Genomic DNA, 21,072 nt, shown 5'->3' on the forward strand with positions numbered 1-21,072 from the left:
TCCATCCTCTGCTATAGTACGAGCTGCTTCTCCCCATCTATTGTGTCTCCTGTAATTCCGCGTTTTTTGTCATCAGTCTATCTCATCTGACTTCATTTTCACGACCACTTATTTATGTATATGTTATGAACAATATACTAGTTTTCAGTCGAAAGAACATCCGTTCCTGTTCCGTTGTTAAATTTTTCGATCTATATCTGGTATAATGCATGTAGCAGTGAAATGAGGGAGGTGTTCGGCTTGTTAAGTGAAGAAGCGGTGCTTAAGCATATGAAAGAGGAACTGGAACAGGCATTGAATAATGGTGATGTCCAGAAGCAGCGGGAACATGTTCGGGCGGTCCGTTCGATGTGTGACCTGTTTTTGCAAAGTGAGCAACCAGTCAAGATACAGACGCCTAAACAGACGGCGTCACAATCTGGACCATCAGCGGCGGAATGGGCAGCGATGACGGGGGAATGGCCACCCCAGCAGGTGCCCAAGAAGGCATTTGAAGATGATGATGACGAATCGAACGGTAAATCCTTGTTCGATTTTTGATATAAAGGAGCAGAAAAATGAAAGCATTACTTATAATTGCAGCTATCAGTGGTTTCCTTACTGTAGGTCTTGGAGCATTCGGGGCGCACGGACTGGAAGGAAGGCTGACGGAGAAGGCAATCGCCACTTGGGAAAAAGCAGTCCTATACCAGATGTTCCATACATTGGCGCTAATCGGGGTGGCATTGCTGCTGCAAAAAATCCAAGCGGGAAGTTTGATGACTGCCGGCGGTTTCTTCATCGCAGGTATCTTGCTATTTTCGGGAACGCTTTATATATACGCTGTCAGTGGTATCACGGTTTTTGCCTTGATCACTCCAGTAGGCGGTGTCGCATTCTTGATTGGCTGGGTGCTGCTCGGTTATTCCGCAATCAAATATCTATAAAGGAAAAACCTCTGCCGCAGCAGAGGTTTTTTCATCGTGGAGGGTATGTGGCCAAGCCGCCCGGATTTCCGATAGGGTAATTATAATTGAGCGGTTCATCGAATGTCACATAATCTAGATAAACCATCAATAGTAAGTAGCGGCGGTTATTCTCCGGATCACGCAGGATAAGGTGATCACGCCCGGCAGCTTCAATCGTACCTTTGAAGATCTTTGCGTTCCAGCGGTCATTGTTTTCGAAAGTCATATAGACAGTAGCCAGCTTGCCGCGATTCAGGCGCAGGATGTTCTCGATGTATGACTGCTCGGTCGGAAGCCCAGGACCTGCACCGCCGCCTGGAAATCCACCACCTTGAACTTGTGACGGAACCTGCTGTTGTTGCTGTGGGTAAAAGGGCTGATTTTGTTGGCGGTTTGGATAGCTGTAATTCGGGACTTGCGGATAAGCATATGGCTGGCCCTGTTCTTGGTACTGTGGGGTACTCGGAGTCTGATTCTGATTCTCCTGATTCGGGTTCTTACTCATTTTCATTCCCCTTTCCTGTAACATTCAACTTAGAAGACACTTAGCAGGCTGGCTGCAGGGGTGAAGAAAATCTTTGTATTTGCTTGTGCTCTTCATCAGCCTGAACAAGACTGATTCTTCTCCTGACAATTGCCATTGCCTAACCTTATGTCAAAGGATCTCATGCCTGTTCTTTGACATGATATGTGATCGGAAAGAGGGGTAGAACAAAAGATATAAAAAAAGACGAGTACATAACAAAAATGCTAGTGCTAAACACGAACAATACTCCCAAGCTCTGCTTTGGCAGAACACTTCATTTTCCACGGCCCAAGCCTCCTCGCGGAAAAGCACCACTGGGATTTTCCCTTAGGGCATGAAAAGCTTCGACAGCTTCACCTCACACGAAGAAAATTGGTTGTTATTTTCGAGGAGTCTTCGTATTCAAAAAACCCGAACTCACGTAAATCTTAAATTAAGATTTACGTCATAGTTCGGGTTTTCATCTAGCTGAAACGCTTTTGTCCCAGCCTTTTGCATCAAATATGGAAGTAGTCGGAGGCTGCTTCTTTTGTCAGGATATTTCCGAAATAGAAGTCGCCGAATTCACCGTAGCGTGCGCTTACTTCATCGAATCGCATTTCATAAACGAGCTTCTTGATTGGCAGCGGATCGTGGGCAAACAGCGTGACGCCCCACTCCCAATCGTCGAATCCGAATGAACCTGTGATGATCTGTTTGATTTGACCAGCATATTTACGGCCGGTTTTGCTGTGCTCATACATAAGTTTTGAGCGAGCATCTTTTTCAAGTGAATACCAGTTGTCCTCATTCATCCGGCGCTTATCCATCGGGTAGAAGCACATATAATCCCAGCGGGGCAGGATTGGTTTCAGGCGTGCCTGTACTTCCGGCTTCTGTTCGATGTCGACGCCAGGCTTGCTCATATATTTCGAGAGTTCAACGACTGATAGGTAAGAAAAGCTCTTTGTCATGTAAGAAGCCAACTTCGTTTTGTCGAAAGTCGTTTCGATTTCTTGCAGTTCATCCATTGTCGGTCGCAGGATCATGAACATCAAATCTGCTTTGTGACCAATAATCTTGTAGGCAAGCTGACTGCCGTTATTTGCTTCTTCCACCTGTTCCATATCCGAAAGCCAGTTCTGGAATTCATCGATTGCCGCTTGGCGCTCATCAACGGATGCCAGTTTCCAGCTTGTCCAATCCATTACTCGAAAATCATGCAGGCAATACCAGCCGTCCATGGTTTCTACTGCTTCTGCCATGCCTAAACACTCCTTTTTCGTTCACATTTTGTATAGTGTAACACAAACGACATCATACCATGCCTGTCGTTGCTTGCTGATCCCATCTTTATTATAACAACTATCCAGCACACTTAACGTGTATACTTTGACAGAAATGGGAACATCTAAAGGGTTGGTTATTTTAATTTAAAAAATCAGTGGCAGCTAATATGACTTTAAAAGTAAAACAAAAAGATTTACTATAGAAATGCAGACATATTCTAGGAGGGTTTTAGGATGAGTGATTTATTTCAAACATTGCGGGAAAAAGTGACAGGTCAGAATAAACGTATCGTCTTGCCGGAAGGATTGGACGAACGTATTTTGGAGGCAGCTGGAAAGCTTGCAGAAGAGGGGATTATTGCTCCAGTTTTGATTGGCAATAAAGAGCAAGTGGAGCAGAAAGCTAAAGAACTGTCTATCGATCTTCATGGTGCAACCATCGTCGATCCCGATACTTACGAAAAATTCGATGAACTTGTCGCTGCGTTCGTGGAACGCCGCAAAGGCAAAGCAACAGAAGAAGATGCAAAGAAATTACTAAAAGACGAAAACTACTTCGGTACTATGCTTGTATACACAGGCGAAGCAGACGGTCTTGTCAGCGGTGCAGCACACTCCACTGCTGATACAGTACGCCCAGCATTGCAAATCATCAAAACGAAGCCAGGATACAAGAAAACTTCCGGTGCATTCGTGATGGTGAGGGGTGATGAGCGTTATGTATTTGGAGACTGTGCCATCAACATCGCACCTGACAGCCAGGATCTTGCGGAGATTGCTGTGGCAAGTGCTGAAACAGCAGCCATGTTCGGTATCGATCCGAAAGTTGCGTTGCTAAGCTTCTCAACTAAAGGTTCTGCTAAATCTCCGGAAACAGAGAAAGTAGCGGATGCGCTTACAATTGCAAAAGAGAAAAACCCTGACCTAATCGTAGATGGCGAATTCCAATTCGATGCAGCCTTCGTACCTTCCGTAGCTGCGAAAAAAGCACCGGACGCTGTGTTGAAAGGTGATGCGAATGTTTTCGTATTCCCTAGCCTTGAAGCTGGTAACATCGGTTATAAAATTGCACAGCGCCTAGGCAACTTCGATGCTGTCGGCCCGATCCTGCAAGGTCTGAACGCACCGGTGAATGACCTATCCCGTGGCTGTGATGCAGATGATGTGTACAAGCTTACATTGATTACAGCTGCCCAGTCCGTAGAATAATTTTTGAAGGCGCCTTTAGAAAGGCGTCTTTTTTGTTTGTTTTGTCTTTACTTCCTAAATATAGTAGAATAGCCTTGTTTACATGCAAAAGGAGTGAGTATTGTTGGGCAAGGATATCCGCTATTCATCCGAAGTAACAGATCAGTTTGTGAAGCATGCCATCGATTACGTAGGGGCAGGAGTGGTAATCACAGACCCCTCACTTCCTGATAATCCGATTATTTATACAAACAAGGGTTTTGAAAAATTAACTGGTTATCCCTCAGAAGAAATCCTTGGTCTTAATTGTCGATTTCTTCAGGGTGAAGATACAGATGAGAATGATGTCTCCGTCGTCCGGAATGCCATCAAAAATGAAGAAGCTGTCGTGGTGGAGCTGAAGAATTACCGGAAGAACGGCGAAATGTTCTGGAATGAGCTCGAGATTTATCCGATTTATCTGGAAAGTGAGCAAAAGACATTTTTCGTCGGCGTCCAAAAAGATGTGACAGAGCGGAAGCAGAATGAGGAGCTGGTCTCGCATTATCTGGAGGAAGTATCCCGCTTATCCACACCGATTGTTCCCATCACGGATACGACTTCGATTCTGCCGCTGATTGGTGATGTTGATGATCACAGGCTGAATCAGATACTGGAACGAGTCGGCGAGCATGTCCAGAAGTCGGGAGAGCGGAATTTCCTACTTGATCTGCAGGGTATCAGCCGTTTCCATAGCGGGGTTCATCATGGTGTACTGCGGCTTCACCAGCTGCTGGATATGATGGGCACCCGCTTGATCGTTACGGGCTTTCATCCGAAGATGGCTATGGAAAGTGTACGACAAGCCGATTTCAGTGATCAAAACATCCGGTTCTATTCGACAGTAAAACAGGCATTATCCTTTTTGGAGAAAGAAAACCGCTGAACCGATTACCGGTCAGCGGTTTTTGTTTAGGAAATTTTCATTGCGTGTGCGCATCAGTTTCATCCGCTCCTGCTGCAGCTCGACTTCCCGTACCGTCATTTCGCCAGCTGGAATGATGTGCGTGATGGAAGCCAGCCCGTCGACGATTCGCTTACAAACCTGCTCGCTTGTGAGCGGGACATCGAGCAATTCCTCCAATGATGCCATCGTTTCCGGCACTACTTCGGGAAATGTAAAGCGAGTTTCTGCATCCTTTTTGGCCCTTTCATAAAAGCCCCGTACGATTTCAGCACGTGCAGCGCCACTGCCATCCACACATAAATAAATTTGTACAGCAGAACCATCTTTGACACGACGCTGGGAAATACCGGCGAATTTCCGACCGTCTATACTTAAATCATAGGTGCCGGGACAATAGGAACCTTCTACCTCGAACGCTTCGATTTTATCAGTAAGGTCACGGAATATATATTGGATGAAGGAAACCATCGCTTGGTAGCCGTCATGGATCCCGATGTGTTTGGCATCAGGAAAGATGAAGGACAGATTGACAACACCTTTATCCAGTAAAACAGCGAGGCCGCCAGAGTTCCGGACGACGGCTTTATAGCCTTGATCCCGCAGATAAGCAACTCCTTCATCGATGTAAGGCAATCGTGAATCCGGGATGCCGAGCATGATTGTACGATCATGGATCCACAATCTTGCAGTCGGCGGGACCAGAGTTTCTCCAACAGAAATAGCCAGTGCATCGTCAATTGCGAAGGAGGCCATTGCCTGCTCCGGTCCATCTTCACCGGAATGATCGATAATGCGGAATAGAGGTGCATTGAATAATGTATGTAACACGTAGTACGCGCTCCTTTTCAACGAAATGGCGTAAAATCGCCAATACATAGTATAGCAAAAAATAGGGTAGACAAGAAATGAGTAAAAGTTACGTTTGGTTATTTACTGGGACCCCGATATTTTATAAACTAGTTCTATTGGACAAAAAATAACGAGATAGAATGACATAAAGTGAGGCAGAGGAAATGGCGTATCGAGATGAAAAGCTAGAAGAAGAAAAAGTTTTCAAAGATCCTGTGCATCGCTATGTACATGTGCGTGACCGCGTCATCTGGGATCTGATAGCGACGCCTGAATTCCAGCGGCTTCGGAGGATCAAGCAGCTCGGAACCTCCAATATGACGTTTCATGGTGCCGAACACAGCCGATTCAATCATTCCTTGGGTGTGTATGAGATTGTCAGGCGGATAGTCGGTAATTTCGAGAATCGGAAGAACTGGAAAAAAGAACAGAGGCTGCTGCTGCTCTGTGCTGCCTTGCTTCACGATCTCGGCCATGGCCCATACTCCCATTCGTTCGAAAAGGTTTTTGGATTGGATCACGAAGAATTCACCCGCAAGATCATCCTTGGTGATACCGGTGTCAACCATGTGCTTCGGAAAGTGAGCGCAAGCTTCCCGAAAAAGGTAGCCGAAGTGATCAATAAGACATACGGCGACAAATTGATCGTCAGTATCATCTCCAGTCAAATCGATGCAGACAGGATGGACTATCTGCAGCGGGACGCATACTTCACCGGCGTCAGCTATGGACATTTCGACATGGAGCGCATACTCCGGGTGATGCGGCCTCGTGAAGACCAGGTTGTCATAAAAGAGTCCGGTATGCATGCGGTGGAGGACTATATCATGAGCCGCTACCAAATGTATTGGCAAGTATATTTCCATCCGGTGACACGCAGTGCGGAAGTGATTTTGACGAAGATCCTGCACCGGGCCAAAGCTCTCTATCAGAGTGATTATACTTTCAAGCTGCGACCGCAGCATTTCATTTCTTTATTTGACGGAAATGTCACTCTGGAGGATTACATACGACTCGATGAGAATGTGACTTCCTTCTATTTCCAGGCTTGGCTGGAGGAAGAAGATGATATACTGAGAGACTTATGTGAAAGATTCCTCAACCGCAGGCTCTTCAAATATATTGAATTCAATCCGCTTCTCCATGTAAAGGAGATGGTCGAGCTGTCCAAGCTTTTCAGTGAAGTCGGCATCGACCCGGAATATTATCTGATCGATGATTCATCTTCGGATTTGCCATACGACTTTTATCGTCCGGGAGAAGAAGAGGAGCGGCTGCCGATCCACTTGCAGCTGCCGAATGGAAAACTTAAGGAATTGTCCCGGCAATCGGATATAGTAGAAGCGATTTCGGGGAAGAAACGAACAGACCATAAATTGTATTTCCCACAGGATATTTTAGAAGCTTTGCCGGAAGACAGCAGACAGAAACAGCGTATTTACGAGATTTTATTTCAATAAGGAGGAGCAGCTATGCTAGCTAATCACGCAAATCTCCTGCAATTCTTTTCCTCTGTGGAAGAAGTGGTAGGAAGAAAGAAACTGCAGAAGATGATTTACATACTGAAGAAAAATGGAATTCCGTTCGGTGAAAAATATGAATTTCATTTATTCGGTCCCTATTCGGAGGAGTTGTCCCTGCGTGTGGATGAACTGAGCAACCTCGGTCTGATCAACGAGATGAAAGAGGATAAAAGCAGCTATACCCAATACCGTTACACGATAACGGAAGAGGGGCAGCAGTTCCTTACACATTATGAAAATCAATTCCCCGACTATCAGGAGGCTGTAAGTCTGCTGAAGGATAGAAGCTCTCGATTCCTTGAACTTGTATCTACAATGCTGTATTTCGAGGAACTTCCGCAGGAGGAAGTGGAAGAAAAGGTACGGACAGTGAAAAAGAAACAAAATTATACAGATGAAGAAATGAATGATGCTTGGGAATTCATCGGTTCATTGAAAAAGCTGAAAGCATAAGAGAAGCGAAGGATCTAATGGGTCCTTCGCTTCTTCATTAAATAATACCAAAAGCAACATCATCTAGGACACCTTTTATTCATAACAATTCCCACCTAGTTTCATTTAAGTACAAATTTTAGATGGTCATGACTTATATAGTTTTAGAGAATGAAATCTATCCTAGTTAATATCGTAAAATTCTCTTTAGATCATCCTCAGCAATTTTTGTTTATTGAAAATTACTGTGAATCACCATCTATTCCTGAAGAAGTAAGGAAATTACCTGCTCTCTCCGATGCAGTGATCTTTACTCTTATTAAAGAAGGGCAAAAAAACGGTATTATTAGAGAAATGGACCCTATTTTATGTTGTCAGGTTGTTAAGGGGATTATTTCATCTGCAATTAAAGGCTATTTATCAGGGAAATACCCTCTTGATGAAATTCAGATTCAAACAATCGTGGAAATATCTTGGAAAGCAATTAGAGTTTAACAGGACACTCGCTAATTAAATTTATTTTTACCTGTACGGTTATAACCATAGCTTCGAAATGAAGTGCCCTGGAAAGTAAGACATGTTATTTCATTACAACGCTCTGGGCATGAGTCTGGTATTGTACCGGGCTCATGCTTTTTAATTTTGTTTTAAGGCTTAAGGAGACCGTAGTTTTAAACTAGCTTTTAGATTTTAAAACAGCCGCTTTGATGGAAGACTACGACAGCATTAATGGTTAGAGCTAGATATATCTAAAGAGAGGAGTATTTCAGTGTATTCAGACTCCATGATAAAACAATAGAATTGAAGTGATATTCCAGCACATGCTACTATAGAAGCAAAAGTCGAGGGAGCGGTTCAGGTGGAAAAGAAAAAAAATAATGCTTTCACGATCATGAAAGATGATTCAACAGATGGTCATGGCGGCTATGGTGTAGGTTCCATCAGTTTGGAAAATATGAGTCCGATCATCGTCGATCCGAATGAGAAGACAGCATATGTCGATATGGCAGCAATGCATGCCCGCAGCCAAGTGGAGCGACGTGTTCGTTTCCAGAATGAGAAAGAAAAGGTGCCGGATGGAAAGCTGTACTGGATTGTCTGGGTGACAGTGCAAAATGGCGGGGATGGCCCATATTATTACGGGGCCGCTGCAAGTGAGATTCTTGTCGACCGTCCGAATCGGATCGCTTACAAGTCGATGCCGGAGCATGTGAAGCATATGGAGCAATCCTTGAAAGGAAAGTATGTGCTGGCCCATATGGACGATTTATCGAAGGAATTGCTGGTTGATTTCCTCAAGGAATATAAGCCGGAATTCTGGAATCGCACACCCGCAGAATTAAGAGAGCAATTGCAATGAAGCAAAAGCCGCTGCCCTGATAAAGGACAGCGGCTTTTTCCATTTTAAAATAACCAATCAAACCAGCGTTTTCGCCTGTTCAGCGGCGCTTCCTGTTTGGGCGATAGCGGATTATCATCCAAATCGGGATGGCAGTATAGCTTTGGTTCCGTACCTCTTACAAAATAGGTGAACCGGCGTTTTTCGCAATAGGAAGTGGCAAGTAGCCCCGAATCAGGATCGACGAACACGCCGCGTACGCCAGCTGGCGGGCGGAACGCCTTGATCGGTTCACCTTCATGGGCTTTTTCCATAAAGCCGGCCCAAATTTCCTTGCTGTAGGTCAATTCCTTTACTTTTTCCATGGAGCGGTTGTCGTCATAGCCCGTCCAGACAGCTGTAACCAAGTCGGGGCTGAATCCGACCATCCAGCTATCGGTGGTTGTCGTTCCGGATTTTCCTGCATAAGGGCGGCTCAGTTGATCCTTGATTGCTGCGCCGGTGACACGCATATAACTGCTGAGCGAATCGTCGAACATGCCTGTCATCAAGTCCGTAAGCACAAAAAGTCTCTTTTTATCCAATTTGCTTTTGGTCTTCGGCTGCTGATGGGAATAGATGGTTTTCCCATTGCGGTCGACGATTCTCTCGATAGTATAACTTTCTATCGGCTTGCCGCCATTGGCAATCCGGCTGTAGGCGACGCCCATTTCTTCGACCGATACAGGTGAAGTCCCGAGAGCAAGGGAGGGGACTGCCTGTAAATCACTTGTGATGCCAAGCTTTTTGGCATCGGCTGCAACCTTTTCTGCACCAACCATCAAATTCGTCTTCACCGCATAGATGTTATCCGACATCGCGATAGCTTCAGCCATCGTGATTTCATCATTGGCATAATAGCCATGATAATTGCCTGGGGCATATTCTCCGTCGTTCGGCAGCTTGAAAGTTGTTTCTTCACTTTTTAACTGTGTCATCGGAGTGAAACCATTATTCAGCGCTGTGTAATAGACAAAAGGTTTGAAGGCCGATCCGGGCATCCGTTTGGATGTAGTGGCCCGGTTATAGGTGCTGGCTTTATAATCGGTACCGCCGACCATGGCCGTGATAGCGCCTGAATCTGGATCCATGGCAATCGCCCCTGTCTGCAGCTCCGTGTCTGTCGGGATGGTGTCGGCTATTTGCATTTCCAGCTGCAGCTGTTGTTTGGGATCCATCGTTGTATGAACATGATATCCGGCAGATGCAGCTTCAGCTTCATCCATTCCCAGCACCTCGGCTAATTCAGCTGTAATATAATCCTGGAAATAACCGGCACGTTTAAGGCTTTCCCGTTCCTGCTTTGTCGAAAGCGACACAGCCGGAAGCGTTTCGGGTTCCGTGATATACCCTGCTTCCTGCAGCAGTCCGTAAATATATTCCTGTCGTTCGTCAGCAAGTTCTTCATTCTGGAAAGGGGAGTAATAAGATGGCCCTTTCGGTATGCCGGCAAGCAGGGCAGCCTCAGCAGCTGTCAGGCTGCCAGGGTCCTTATCCATATAATAATCGCTTGCAGCCTGGATGCCATACATCCCATGGCCGTAATAAATCGTATTCAAGTAACCTTCCAATATCTCATCCTTCGAATAAAACATCTCCAACCGAATGCTGTATATGGCTTCCTTGAATTTTCGTGTCCATGTCTTATCATTGGTCAGGTAGAGATTTTTGGCATATTGCTGGGTAATGGTACTGGCCCCTTCCACCTTGGCGCCAGCCTTGATGTCTTGCAGGGCGGCAGCGAATATGCGTTTCCAAGCAAAGCCATGATGTTTGTAAAAGTTCTTGTCCTCTGCCAGGATGGTTGCATGAATCAAATGAGGAGAGACTTCTTCCAATGATACCCATCGTTTCGTCGTGTTGCCGTACTGTTCGCCGAGAATCGTATCGTCATTTGCGTAGAATGTCGTACTCCATTTATTTGTCATCGGCGGGGGTCCCATCAAATAACAGATGAGGAGCAATCCGCCAATGGCAGTCAACATGCCTCCGAGAGTAAATGCCGCCAGTCTTTTCGGCCGGAGCCACTTCTGCCAACGGGCTGTCGGAATCCGAATCAAGTCTATCGCCTGCTTCCTTCATGGTGTCAAAAACAGTATCGGCTAACGGTAGGATAATAAACGTCATAAAGGGTTGCTTTTTTTCGGATTTTCTCTATAATTTGATTGTTTAAAGCTATAAAAATGACCAACACTAGTTGCGAGATGATATAGGATTCTACACATAAGGAGTAATGACATCCAATGGAACTTTGGTATACGGAAAAACAGACAGACAGCTTTGGTATCACGGCAAAAGTGAAGCGTTCTCTGCATAGTGAACAAACTGATTTCCAGAAATTGGACATGCTAGAAACAGAAGAATGGGGAAACATGCTGACTTTGGACGGCATGGTAATGACGACGGAACGCGATGAGTTCGTCTATCATGAGATGGTAGCGCATGTACCTTTGTTTACGCACCCGAATCCTGAGAACGTGCTGATTGTGGGCGGAGGAGATGGCGGTGTCATCCGCGAAGTACTTAAGCATGACAAAGTGAAGAAAGTGACACTTGTTGATATCGACGGCAAAGTCATCGAGTATTCCAAAAAGTTCTTGCCTTCCATTGCTGGCAAGATGGATGATTCACGTGCAGATGTGCGCGTCGGTGATGGTTTCATGCATATTGCCGAGAGTGAGGATGCGTATGATGTCATTATGGTCGATTCGACAGAACCTGTAGGACCGGCGGTGAATCTATTCTCTAAAGGCTTCTATGCGGGGATTGCAAAAGCGCTGAAAGAAGATGGTCTGTTCGTTGCCCAGACAGACAACCCATGGTTCAAGGCAGATTTGATTTCCCAAGTATATAAGGATGTAAAGGAAATCTTCCCCATAACAGAACTGTACACAGCCAATATCCCTACTTATCCGAGTGGTCTGTGGACGTTCACGATGGGAAGTAAAGTGCATCATCCGAGACAAGTGGATACAGAGCGTCTCCAGTCCATCGAGACGAAGTACTATACGCCTGAACTGCATCACGCTGCTTTTGTACTGCCGAAATTCGTACAGGATCTATTGAAATAAAACGAGAGAGACGCTTCCACGTGAAGCGTTTTTCTTGCTGAAAGGGAGGGAAGCTGCATGCATCAGACGAAGATTCCGGTATGGATCGAGATGAATACGGCAATAACGGAGGAAGACGAAACGGAACACACAACGTTGCGGGCAGCTGGTACCTATTCCGCAAAAGGTGGATTGACGGTCGTCAGTTTTACAGAGGAGTCAGAGGAAGTTGCTGATACGAAGACGATGATCACCATTTCAGCGGATAAAGTAAGCATCAAACGTTCAGGTGGCTTTGATATGAAGCAAGTTTTCGTAAAGAATCAGCCGACAGAGAACGTATACCGCCATCCTTATGGTACAATGCATATGGAAACAAGCACGCACGCGATGACGTTCTCGCCGTTGGCGGCTGATAGCCCGGCAGAACTTACGATAAGCTATACAGTAACGCTCAATCAGGTGCAGTCCAGGAAGCATGCACTGACGTTGCGTGTGCAGGAGGAGAGTAACGGATGAATATCGTACAACAAACCGAACAAAAGTTAAAAGCGGCAATTCAGGATGCCGTAGTGAAGGCTGGCTTGGCTGATGAACAGACAATTCCGGCTATCATTCTTGAACAGCCGAAGGATAAAGCGCATGGGGACTATGCGACGAATATAGCGATGCAGCTTGCTCGGGTAGCGAAGAAAGCACCTCGCGTGATTGCCGAGGAACTGCAGCAGAACTTCAATTATGAACAGGCTCCTGTAGAGAAAATCGAAATAGCCGGACCAGGATTCATCAACTTCTTTATGCGGAACGATTATCTTGGTGAACTTGTCTCGACTATTTTGGAAGCAGGCGATAACTTTGGCCGTACCGATGCAGGTAAAGGGGAGAAAGTCCAAGTTGAGTTCGTTTCTGCGAATCCGACAGGTGACTTGCATCTTGGACATGCCCGCGGTGCTGCTGTAGGGGATTCCCTTTGCAACATCCTCGATGCAGCAGGCTATGACGTTGGACGCGAATATTATATCAATGATGCCGGCAATCAGATCGACAATCTTGCCCGCAGTGTTCAGGCGCGCTATTTGCAAGCTCTTGGACAAGATGCCGAGATGCCGGAAGATGGCTATCATGGCAAGGACATCATCGAAATCGGCAAACAGCTGGCTGATGAGCATGGTGACAGCTATGCAGCGAAGCCGGAAGAAGAACGCCTCGCTTTCTTCCGGCAATATGGCTTGACATATGAACTGAAAAAGTTGGAGAAGGATCTTGCAGATTTCCGTGTTCCCTTCGATGTATGGTATTCGGAAACTTCCCTTTACCAGGACGGAAAAATCGATTCCGCTTTGGCTACACTTCGTGAAACGGATTATGTTTATGAGAAGGATGGAGCAGTCTGGTTCCGTTCAACGGATTTCGGGGATGATAAAGACCGCGTCTTGATCAAACAGGATGGCAGCTACACATATCTTACTCCCGATATCGCTTATCATAAAACAAAACTGGATCGCGGATTCTCTAAGTTGATCAACGTGTGGGGAGCCGATCACCATGGCTATATCCCGCGTATGCGCGCTGCTATTCAAGCACTAGGCTATGACGCTGATACACTGGAAGTTACGATCATCCAGATGGTCAACCTATTCGAAAATGGCGAAAAGGTGAAAATGAGTAAACGTACTGGAAAAGCAGTTACACTTCGTGAATTGATGGAAGAGGTCGGTATCGATGCGATGCGTTACTTCTTCGTCATGCGTTCCAGTGATTCTCATCTTGATTTCGACATGGATTTGGCAAAATCCCAATCCAACGAAAACCCTGTTTTCTACGTGCAGTACGCATATGCGCGGATCAGCACGATGCTTAAACAAGCTGCTGAAAAAGGATTCCAGACAGAAGGAATATACGATGCTAGTCTCCTGACTGCCGAGAAAGAATTGGATCTTCTAAAACGTCTTGGGGAATTCCCTCAAGTAGTTGCAGACGCAGCTGAAAAACGTACACCGCACCGGATCACGCAATATGCTTTTGATCTGGCTTCTGCACTCCACAGCTTCTATAATGCGGAGAAAGTATTGAACCCGGATAATCAAGAGCTAACAAAAGCGCGGATCGCATTGATGAAGGCAGTGCGCATCACAATCAAAAATGCACTGCGGCTCATCAGTGTCGAAGCACCGGAAAAAATGTAAAAGAACGCCCGCTGGCAGCAATGCTAGCGGGCGTTTTTCATAAGTAATTCCGAAGCGGTCTGAAAAGGATGCCGGTTGCTTTGGCAATCCACGGACGTTTTTGCATATCGTGCATGGAGGCATCAATGCTTGATTGCTCGTCTTTCTTCCAAAGTGCAAGCAGCTGTGCATAAAAGAGGTCGTTCTGCCTGATTGTTATCGCAATTTCCTTGTTTATCAGCAAACTGCGGCCATCAAGGTTGGCAGAGCCGACGGCGCACCAGGAATCATCGCATAGCACGATTTTTGAATGGTAAAAGCCGTTTTGGTACAAATTGATCCGTACCCCATGCTGCAGCAGTCGTCTGGCGAAGTGAAAAGATACTTGGTTGACGACATAATGATCGACTTTGGATGGCAGCATCAGCCTGACATCCACGCCTCTTTCCGAAGCCCGCTTGAGTGCTGCCTCCACACGTCGAGTCGGTACACAATAAGGAGTTCCGATATACAGGTAATTCCTTGCATGGTGGATTTGATGTAACAGCCAATCCTCATAGCCATCAGCTTCTGTTATGACAACTTCCACCTGGGCACCATCAAAGGATGGTGCCTGTTTCGGTAATATGCGAAATGGAGCTCCCCAATCAGTAGCGAATAGTTGAACGAATGTATAGACAGCTTCTCCTTCAAGCTTGACGACGCAATCACGCCAGAAACCGAAACGGGGCTCTTTGCTCAAATACTCTTTTCCGATATTGAATCCTCCGATATATGCGCTTTTTTGGTCAATGATGGTCACTTTCCGGTGATTGCGAAAGTTCAAGTTATAGAGTAGATATGGAAAGCTTGGTATATTGGCAAATCGGAGCATGACACCGGACTGGCGCAGGAGTTTTCGTTCTTTTCGAGGCAGTCGATAGCCGCCGATCCTGTCCAGTAAGAAACGAACTTTAATTCCTTCCTGTGCCCGTTGCTGCAAGAGCTCGACCAGCTTTTGTGTTGGTTCATCCCACTTCACGAGAAAGAATTGGATATCGACAGACAGCTGCGCAGCTTTTATATCACGGATCAGCGCTTCATAGAAGCTGATCCCATCATCGAATATGGAAACGAAGGCATGTTTATGGCCGATCAGACGATTGACAGCACTTCTTTTGCTGTGCTTCCTGCCGAGCGCCAAGTCCACCCAAATAAGTACGACCAGAAGGAACAGGAGAGCCAGCAAGAGGAAGAAGACATACATATTCTGATCTCCTTTCCTAAAGTAATAATAGGCTTTACAAAAATAGCCAATATCATGTATGATAAAAACAAATAAGAGCGAACGGCAATAGCCGGACTCGAGGGAAAGGGATGATGACTATGTTGACAACAGCGATGAATGAACAGCCGTCCGTCACTATGCACATCCCTTCCGCGCGTCTGGATTAGCGGAAGTATTTCCGCTTGATGACTCCTAGTGGAAGGGCTGTGCAAACAGTCCTTTTTATTATGGCCAAAAACGGCATCACTAGGAGGAAAACATGAACGAAGCATGGAATCTATTAGGATGGAATGATCAATTGGAAGCAGCGAGGCAGGCATATGATAAGGAATGGAAGCCTGCACGTGTTGTTTTGGAACATAAGCATATGTACAAAGTGCTGGATGAAAACGGGGAGCTGCTGGCGACGCCGTCGGGAAAGTTCCGGCAACAAGGAGATTTTCCGGCAGTCGGTGATTGGGTGCTGGTCGACGCCCGGCATGAGGAAGGGAAAGCGACGATCCACGCTTTGCTGCCGCGTAAGAGCAAGTTCTCCCGAAACGAGGCAGGCGTTGTGACAAAGGAGCAAATCGTTGCAGCGAATGTCGATTATGTTTATTTAGTGATGGCGTTGAACCAGGATTATAATCTTCGCAGACTGGAACGTTATTTATTGGCTGCCTACGATAGTGGAGCAGTACCTGTCATCATTTTGAGCAAGGGAGATTTGTGCAGCGATGTGGAGGCGAAATTGCTTGAAGTGGAGGCAATCGCTCCCGGTGTCGACGTCCATATCACAAGTGCAGTGGGCAGAAGGGGAGTCGATGCAATCAGCAATCAGCTTACAGCTGGTATCACTGCGGCTTTCCTCGGATCTTCAGGAGCTGGGAAATCCACGCTTGTGAATTTGCTGTATGGGAAGGAAGTACAACTGGCCGGGGACATTCGGAAAGACGATGGCAAAGGCCGACATACGACAACGCATCGGGAACTCATTCAGCTTCCGGGTGGCGGAATGGTCATTGATACACCGGGCATGCGTGAGCTTCAGCTTTGGGATCAGCGGCAATCCGGTATGTCCGCAGCTTTTTCTGACATTGAAGAATTGGGAGATGAGTGCCGTTTCCGTGATTGTACGCACAGAAATGAGCCTGGCTGCCGTGTGCAGGAGGCAGTGGAGAGCGGTGGGCTTGAGGCAGAGCGGCTGCATAGTTACTTCAAGTTGCAGCGGGAGCTTCGGTATCTCGACACGAAATCATCTGCGAAAGCGCAGCTGGAACAGCGAAAACAGTTCAAGCAACTTTCCAAAAGCGTCAAACAAGTCAAAAAACGCCGCTGACCGGAAGAAACATTGCATTTTGATAGGCCTGGCAATATAATGTAAGGTATGGTTCTAAAACGGTAGACGTGAACATAACCAACTTATTGACAAAGGGAGTGCTGTGACAGTGGGTTTGAAAGAATACAGCCAAGAAGAGCTTGCTGACTTTTCCCTCGTGGAATTGACGAATTTGATTCTTGAGGATGAAAACAAAGCAACCGATTATAAAGAATTATTCAATAAAATAGCTGATATCAAACAATTGAGCGATGAACAGCGTGAAGACTATATGCTGCAATTCTATACGGACTTGAACGTAGATGGTCGTTTCATGACCGCGGGATCCAATCTTTGGGGATTGAAAAGCTGGTATGCAGTAGATCAATTCGACGAAGACGTAACAGTCGAACCTACGAAGAAAAGGAAGAAACGTGCAACAGAAGAAGACGAAGGATTGGATGATCTTGAGGAAGACTTCACTCTTGACGAAGAAGGCTTCGACGAAGATTACGGCGATGAAGACGATGATCTGGAAGATGAGGATATTGCGGAAGATGATTACGAAGGTGATTATCAAAGCGATGATACAGACGGAGAAACTCGCGAAATCGTCGGAGAAGACATGCATCTGACTGGCGACGAAGATGATGAGGATGAAGACCGCTGAGCGAATAATATTCGCTGAATGTTATTGACTTTACAGGAGAGAGCCAGTAATATTTTATGTGGGCTCTTTAATTGTCCAAAGACGCGTTCCCTTAACAAAGGGAGCGCTTTTTATTTTTTATCAAACTTTTTTAAGGACATGGGTATTCTATAAATAAATGCTAGAAATGAGGGATTACGTTGACAAAGTATATCTTTGTTACAGGAGGAGTAGTATCTTCTTTAGGTAAGGGCATCACGGCGGCATCATTGGGCCGTTTGCTAAAAAATCGCGGATTGCAGGTGACAATCCAGAAATTTGATCCATACATCAATGTGGATCCGGGAACGATGAGTCCATATCAGCATGGAGAAGTCTTCGTTACCGAAGATGGTGCAGAAACGGATTTGGACCTTGGCCACTATGAACGTTTCATCGATATCGATTTGAATAAATATTCCAACGTGACTACAGGTAAGATTTACTCTACCGTGTTGAAAAAAGAACGCCGCGGTGATTATCTTGGCGGCACTGTCCAAGTTATCCCGCATATCACAAATGAAATCAAAGACAAAGTATTCCGTGCCGGGAAACAAACGAACGCGGATGTTGTCATCACGGAAATCGGCGGAACTGTGGGGGATATCGAATCCTTACCATTCTTGGAAGCCATCCGTCAAATAAAATCCGATATCGGTCGTGACAATGTGATGTATCTGCATTGTACGCTTGTACCTTTCATCAAAGCAGCTGGAGAATTGAAAACAAAACCAACACAGCATAGCGTAAAAGAACTTCGCTCCCTTGGTATTCAGCCGGATGCGATTGTCCTGCGTTCCGAAATGCCCATCAGCAAGGATATGAAAGAAAAAATTGCATCTTCCTGTGATTTGGAAATCAATGCAGTCGTGGAATGTATCGATGCTGATACACTTTACGATGTACCGCTTGCCTTGCAGCGCCAAAATCTCGATCAATTCGTATGTGATCATTTCGGATTGGAATGCCCGCCGGCTGATATGACCGAATGGTCTGCGATGGCTGCGCATGTGACGAATCTTAAGAAGACTGTCCGAATCGCATTGGTCGGAAAATATGTCGAGCTTCAGGATGCCTACATTTCCGTGGTAGAATCCTTGAAACACGCAGGTTATCCTTATGACACTGATATAGATGTGAAATGGATCAATTCCGAGGATGTAACAGCAGATAATGCGGAAGAATTACTTGGAGATGCGGATGGCATCCTTGTACCGGGCGGATTCGGTGATCGCGGTATTCAAGGTAAGATTGAAGCGATTCACTACGCGCGTACAAGAAAGATTCCATTCCTTGGCATTTGCCTTGGTATGCAGCTGGCAACCATCGAATTTGCTCGTAATGTACTCCATCTTGAAGGTGCACATTCCAGTGAAATCGATCCATTGACGCCTCACCCGGTCATCGATTTGCTTCCTGAACAAAAAGATATCTCCGATCTAGGCGGTACATTGCGTTTAGGCGTATATCCTTGCCGTCTGCAAGATGGTACGAAAACAAAAGAAGCGTATGGCAATGAAGATGTCATTTATGAGCGTCATCGCCACCGTTTCGAGTTTAACAATCAATACCGTGTACAGATGGAAGAACAAGGATTTGTCTTTTCTGGTACGAGCCCGGATGGCCGTCTGATCGAAACTGTCGAAATCAAGGATCATCCTTGGTTCGTCGCTTCTCAGTATCATCCGGAGTTCAAGAGCCGTCCGAATCGTCCGCACGCGTTATTCCATGGTTTTATCGGTGCATCTTTACAGCATAAAGAAAACTGATTGATACGCTGATATGCAATTATTTTGAGTGGAGAAGCAGGAATTTGGTGCTTTTTACTAGAAAAAGGTGTAACTGAGCCAGAGCAGTGAACATTATGTCGAAGCAAGCAGCTGCTTGCTTCGTTTTCTAGGGGGATATGCGGATGAATAAGCGCGTGTTGATCGTGGATGACCAGCCAGGTATTCGGATCTTGCTGGAGGAAGTCATCCGGGAAGAAGGACATGAAGTGATTTCCGTCGGCACAGGAGCAAAAGCACTTGATCAAATGAAAAGACAACAACCGGATCTTTTGCTGATTGATTATAAGCTTCCAGTACTGGATGGGCCTGCGGTACTGGATAAGCTCAAAGACCAAGGGCAATTCATCCCGACAATCATGATGAGCGGATTGGCTGAGGAAGCAGAAACATTCCGACATAATTACGACTTCCTGATTGATGTGCTCGCCAAGCCTTTTGATATACTAAATGTTCGAAAAATGGTGAATCAAGCATTGAAAGTAGGGTCGAATCAAGTATAAAAGTGCGGCAAATGTTGCACCATGGCGGGTGAGTTGGTATTCTTATGTATGGAAGCGATAAAATACACGACTTCACATACATAGTTGCCGACCGTCGTGCAAATTTGAAGGAGGATTTTTGTTATGCCTTTAGTATCAATGAAAGAAATGCTGGATGTAGCAAAAGACAATCACTATGCTGTAGGACAGTTCAACATCAACAACCTTGAATTCACACAAGCAATCCTGCAAGCAGCACAGGAAGAAAGCTCTCCTGTCATCCTCGGTGTATCCGAAGGGGCAGCGAAATATATGGGTGGCTTCAAGACAGTTGTATTGATGGTGAAAGGTCTATTGGAAGACTATCAAATCACTGTACCTGTAGCGATTCACCTTGACCACGGTTCCAGCTTCGAGACTTGTGCGAAAGCGATCCATGCTGGCTTCACTTCCGTAATGATCGATGGCTCCCACCATCCATTGGAAGAGAACATCGCGCTTACGAAGAAGGTAGTAGAGCTTGCACACTTCCACGGCGTTTCTGTTGAAGCAGAACTTGGCCGCATCGGCGGACAAGAAGACGATCTTATCGTAGAAGATGCAGACGCAGCTTATGCGATTCCTTCCGAATGTAAACAGCTTGTAGAAGAAACAGGTGTTGACTGCTTCGCACCAGCGCTAGGTTCTGTACACGGCCCTTACAAAGGAGAACCGAACCTTGGTTTCGACCGTATGGAAGAGATCTTCAACACAACAAGTCTTCCGTTGGTATTGCACGGCGGTACTGGTATCCCGACAAAAGATATCCAAAAAGCTATCACGCTTGGTACTTCTAAAATCAACGTGAACACAGAAAACCAAATTTCTTCTGCTAAACGCGTTCGCGAAGTTTTGGCAGAAAAACCAAATGAATACGATCCACGTAAATACCTAGGACCAGCTCGTGAAGCGATCAAAGAAACAGTAATCGGCAAAATGCGCGAATTCGGCTCCTCAGGCAAAGCGTAAATAAAACCATATAAAAAATAAAGAAAACTGACCTTAGGGCCAGTTTTCTTTATTTTATATACAAAGAAAAGCGGAGGTGACCGGTCAGAAACGGAGGAATAAGCGGGGAGCCCGGAGAGGGTGTTCTCCCCACGCAGGGATTCATCGCTTATACCGAAGTTTCTGGTCACCGTAGCTAGACCACAAAGAAAAGCGGAAGAAACCGCTTAGAAACGGAGAGGTAAGCAAGGGAGTGTTCTCCCCACGCAGGGATACATTGCTTACAGCGTAG

The 21,072-nt window shown here is 45.9% G+C and carries 21 protein-coding genes; 16 read left to right on the plus strand and 5 right to left on the minus strand.

The features are described from left to right. Window positions 1-240 precede the first annotated feature (240 nt). Window positions 241-540, plus strand: a complete 300-nt coding sequence (locus AB1K91_RS12825) for a YwdI family protein (protein ID WP_413090278.1) — start codon at window positions 241-243, stop codon at window positions 538-540. A 17-nt stretch (window positions 541-557) separates the two neighbouring features. Continuing rightward, window positions 558-926, plus strand: a complete 369-nt coding sequence (locus AB1K91_RS12830; protein ID WP_413090280.1) for a DUF423 domain-containing protein — start codon at window positions 558-560, stop codon at window positions 924-926. A 31-nt stretch (window positions 927-957) separates the two neighbouring features. On the opposite strand, the gene gerQ is transcribed toward AB1K91_RS12830, so the two are convergent. Both gerQ and hemQ read right to left on the minus strand, forming a co-directional pair. Then, a complete protein-coding gene (gene gerQ / locus AB1K91_RS12835; RefSeq protein ID WP_413090282.1) occupies window positions 958-1,452 on the minus strand; it encodes a spore coat protein GerQ in 495 nt (164 codons plus the stop codon). A gap of 518 nt (window positions 1,453-1,970) precedes the next feature. After that, a complete protein-coding gene (gene hemQ, locus AB1K91_RS12840; RefSeq protein WP_413090284.1) occupies window positions 1,971-2,717 on the minus strand; it encodes a hydrogen peroxide-dependent heme synthase in 747 nt (248 codons plus the stop codon). A 258-nt stretch (window positions 2,718-2,975) separates the two neighbouring features. On the opposite strand from hemQ, the gene pta reads away from it, so the two are divergent. Continuing rightward, window positions 2,976-3,950 (plus strand): phosphate acetyltransferase, encoded by a 975-nt coding sequence (gene pta, locus AB1K91_RS12845; protein WP_413090286.1) that lies wholly within the window; start codon window positions 2,976-2,978, stop codon window positions 3,948-3,950. Window positions 3,951-4,053: 103 nt separating this feature from the next. Further along, window positions 4,054-4,854 carry a YtvA family blue-light photoreceptor gene (gene ytvA / locus AB1K91_RS12850; RefSeq protein ID WP_413090287.1) on the plus strand — a complete coding sequence of 267 codons (801 nt, stop codon included), beginning with the start codon at window positions 4,054-4,056 and terminating at the stop codon, window positions 4,852-4,854. Window positions 4,855-4,866: 12 nt separating this feature from the next. On the opposite strand, the gene AB1K91_RS12855 is transcribed toward ytvA, so the two are convergent. Beyond that, the gene (locus AB1K91_RS12855; protein WP_413090289.1) at window positions 4,867-5,703 is read right to left on the minus strand and encodes a lipoate--protein ligase family protein; all 837 of its coding nucleotides are present in this window, start codon (window positions 5,701-5,703) and stop codon (window positions 4,867-4,869) included. A gap of 185 nt (window positions 5,704-5,888) precedes the next feature. On the opposite strand from AB1K91_RS12855, the gene AB1K91_RS12860 reads away from it, so the two are divergent. From AB1K91_RS12860 to AB1K91_RS12875, 4 genes are all read left to right on the plus strand, one after another. Then, window positions 5,889-7,184, plus strand: coding sequence for an HD domain-containing protein (locus AB1K91_RS12860; RefSeq protein ID WP_413090291.1), 1,296 nt, complete (start codon window positions 5,889-5,891; stop codon window positions 7,182-7,184). A 12-nt stretch (window positions 7,185-7,196) separates the two neighbouring features. Then, window positions 7,197-7,700 (plus strand): YwgA family protein, encoded by a 504-nt coding sequence (locus tag AB1K91_RS12865; RefSeq protein WP_413090293.1) that lies wholly within the window; start codon window positions 7,197-7,199, stop codon window positions 7,698-7,700. Window positions 7,701-7,850: 150 nt separating this feature from the next. Then, window positions 7,851-8,174, plus strand: a complete 324-nt coding sequence (locus tag AB1K91_RS12870; protein ID WP_413090295.1) for a TetR family transcriptional regulator C-terminal domain-containing protein — start codon at window positions 7,851-7,853, stop codon at window positions 8,172-8,174. A gap of 364 nt (window positions 8,175-8,538) precedes the next feature. Then, entirely contained in the window at window positions 8,539-9,039 is a 501-nt protein-coding gene (locus tag AB1K91_RS12875) for a YwhD family protein (RefSeq protein WP_413090296.1), read from the plus strand. Between the two features lie 44 nt (window positions 9,040-9,083). Here AB1K91_RS12875 and AB1K91_RS12880 read toward each other — a convergent pair whose 3' ends face one another. Next, on the minus strand, window positions 9,084-11,117 hold the full coding sequence (locus tag AB1K91_RS12880; RefSeq protein WP_413090298.1) for a transglycosylase domain-containing protein: 2,034 nt from the start codon (window positions 11,115-11,117) through the stop codon (window positions 9,084-9,086). A gap of 183 nt (window positions 11,118-11,300) precedes the next feature. Between AB1K91_RS12880 and speE the strand changes: the two genes are divergently transcribed. From speE to argS, 3 genes are read left to right on the plus strand one after another with little or no spacing between them, the layout of a single operon-like run. Beyond that, window positions 11,301-12,128, plus strand: a complete 828-nt coding sequence (gene speE, locus AB1K91_RS12885; protein WP_413090300.1) for a polyamine aminopropyltransferase — start codon at window positions 11,301-11,303, stop codon at window positions 12,126-12,128. Between the two features lie 57 nt (window positions 12,129-12,185). Then, window positions 12,186-12,626, plus strand: coding sequence for a YwiB family protein (locus AB1K91_RS12890; protein WP_093725078.1), 441 nt, complete (start codon window positions 12,186-12,188; stop codon window positions 12,624-12,626). After that, the gene (gene argS, locus AB1K91_RS12895) at window positions 12,623-14,293 is read left to right on the plus strand and encodes an arginine--tRNA ligase (protein ID WP_413090302.1); all 1,671 of its coding nucleotides are present in this window, start codon (window positions 12,623-12,625) and stop codon (window positions 14,291-14,293) included. The genes AB1K91_RS12890 and argS overlap by 4 nt, the downstream gene beginning before the upstream one ends. A gap of 37 nt (window positions 14,294-14,330) precedes the next feature. Here argS and AB1K91_RS12900 read toward each other — a convergent pair whose 3' ends face one another. Further along, window positions 14,331-15,518: a phospholipase D-like domain-containing protein gene (locus AB1K91_RS12900; RefSeq protein WP_413090304.1), complete on the minus strand. Its 1,188-nt coding sequence runs from the start codon at window positions 15,516-15,518 to the stop codon at window positions 14,331-14,333. A gap of 280 nt (window positions 15,519-15,798) precedes the next feature. Here AB1K91_RS12900 and rsgA point away from each other — a divergent pair, with 280 nt between their 5' ends. From rsgA to AB1K91_RS12925, 5 genes are all read left to right on the plus strand, one after another. After that, a complete protein-coding gene (gene rsgA, locus AB1K91_RS12905; RefSeq protein WP_413090306.1) occupies window positions 15,799-16,857 on the plus strand; it encodes a ribosome small subunit-dependent GTPase A in 1,059 nt (352 codons plus the stop codon). Between the two features lie 109 nt (window positions 16,858-16,966). Then, entirely contained in the window at window positions 16,967-17,506 is a 540-nt protein-coding gene (rpoE, locus tag AB1K91_RS12910) for a DNA-directed RNA polymerase subunit delta (RefSeq protein WP_413090308.1), read from the plus strand. 179 nt (window positions 17,507-17,685) lie between these two features. After that, window positions 17,686-19,293 (plus strand): CTP synthase, encoded by a 1,608-nt coding sequence (gene pyrG, locus AB1K91_RS12915; protein ID WP_413090310.1) that lies wholly within the window; start codon window positions 17,686-17,688, stop codon window positions 19,291-19,293. A gap of 143 nt (window positions 19,294-19,436) precedes the next feature. Next, window positions 19,437-19,814, plus strand: a complete 378-nt coding sequence (locus AB1K91_RS12920; RefSeq protein ID WP_413090312.1) for a response regulator — start codon at window positions 19,437-19,439, stop codon at window positions 19,812-19,814. A gap of 123 nt (window positions 19,815-19,937) precedes the next feature. Further along, a complete protein-coding gene (locus AB1K91_RS12925) occupies window positions 19,938-20,801 on the plus strand; it encodes a class II fructose-bisphosphate aldolase (protein WP_413090314.1) in 864 nt (287 codons plus the stop codon). Window positions 20,802-21,072: the final 271 nt, after the last annotated feature.

The sequence above is a fragment of the Terribacillus jepli genome, assembly GCF_047228925.1.
In the GTDB taxonomy this organism is placed as follows: Bacteria; Bacillota; Bacilli; order Bacillales; family Amphibacillaceae; genus Terribacillus.

What these genes read in the sequence shown, in the direction of transcription:
- AB1K91_RS12925 (WP_413090314.1), top strand. Translation starts at nt 19,938, where the DNA reads ATGCCTTTAGTATCAATGAAAGAAATGCTGGATGTAGCAAAAGACAAT.
- rsgA (WP_413090306.1), top strand. Translation starts at nt 15,799, where the DNA reads ATGAACGAAGCATGGAATCTATTAGGATGGAATGATCAATTGGAAGCA.
- AB1K91_RS12865 (WP_413090293.1), top strand. Translation starts at nt 7,197, where the DNA reads ATGCTAGCTAATCACGCAAATCTCCTGCAATTCTTTTCCTCTGTGGAA.
- AB1K91_RS12830 (WP_413090280.1), top strand. Translation starts at nt 558, where the DNA reads ATGAAAGCATTACTTATAATTGCAGCTATCAGTGGTTTCCTTACTGTA.
- speE (WP_413090300.1), top strand. Translation starts at nt 11,301, where the DNA reads ATGGAACTTTGGTATACGGAAAAACAGACAGACAGCTTTGGTATCACG.
- gerQ (WP_413090282.1), bottom strand. Translation starts at nt 1,452, where the DNA reads ATGAGTAAGAACCCGAATCAGGAGAATCAGAATCAGACTCCGAGTACC.
- AB1K91_RS12870 (WP_413090295.1), top strand. Translation starts at nt 7,851, where the DNA reads ATGAAATCTATCCTAGTTAATATCGTAAAATTCTCTTTAGATCATCCT.
- AB1K91_RS12900 (WP_413090304.1), bottom strand. Translation starts at nt 15,518, where the DNA reads ATGTATGTCTTCTTCCTCTTGCTGGCTCTCCTGTTCCTTCTGGTCGTA.
- pta (WP_413090286.1), top strand. Translation starts at nt 2,976, where the DNA reads ATGAGTGATTTATTTCAAACATTGCGGGAAAAAGTGACAGGTCAGAAT.
- AB1K91_RS12890 (WP_093725078.1), top strand. Translation starts at nt 12,186, where the DNA reads ATGCATCAGACGAAGATTCCGGTATGGATCGAGATGAATACGGCAATA.
- AB1K91_RS12920 (WP_413090312.1), top strand. Translation starts at nt 19,437, where the DNA reads ATGAATAAGCGCGTGTTGATCGTGGATGACCAGCCAGGTATTCGGATC.
- hemQ (WP_413090284.1), bottom strand. Translation starts at nt 2,717, where the DNA reads ATGGCAGAAGCAGTAGAAACCATGGACGGCTGGTATTGCCTGCATGAT.
- AB1K91_RS12860 (WP_413090291.1), top strand. Translation starts at nt 5,889, where the DNA reads ATGGCGTATCGAGATGAAAAGCTAGAAGAAGAAAAAGTTTTCAAAGAT.
- argS (WP_413090302.1), top strand. Translation starts at nt 12,623, where the DNA reads ATGAATATCGTACAACAAACCGAACAAAAGTTAAAAGCGGCAATTCAG.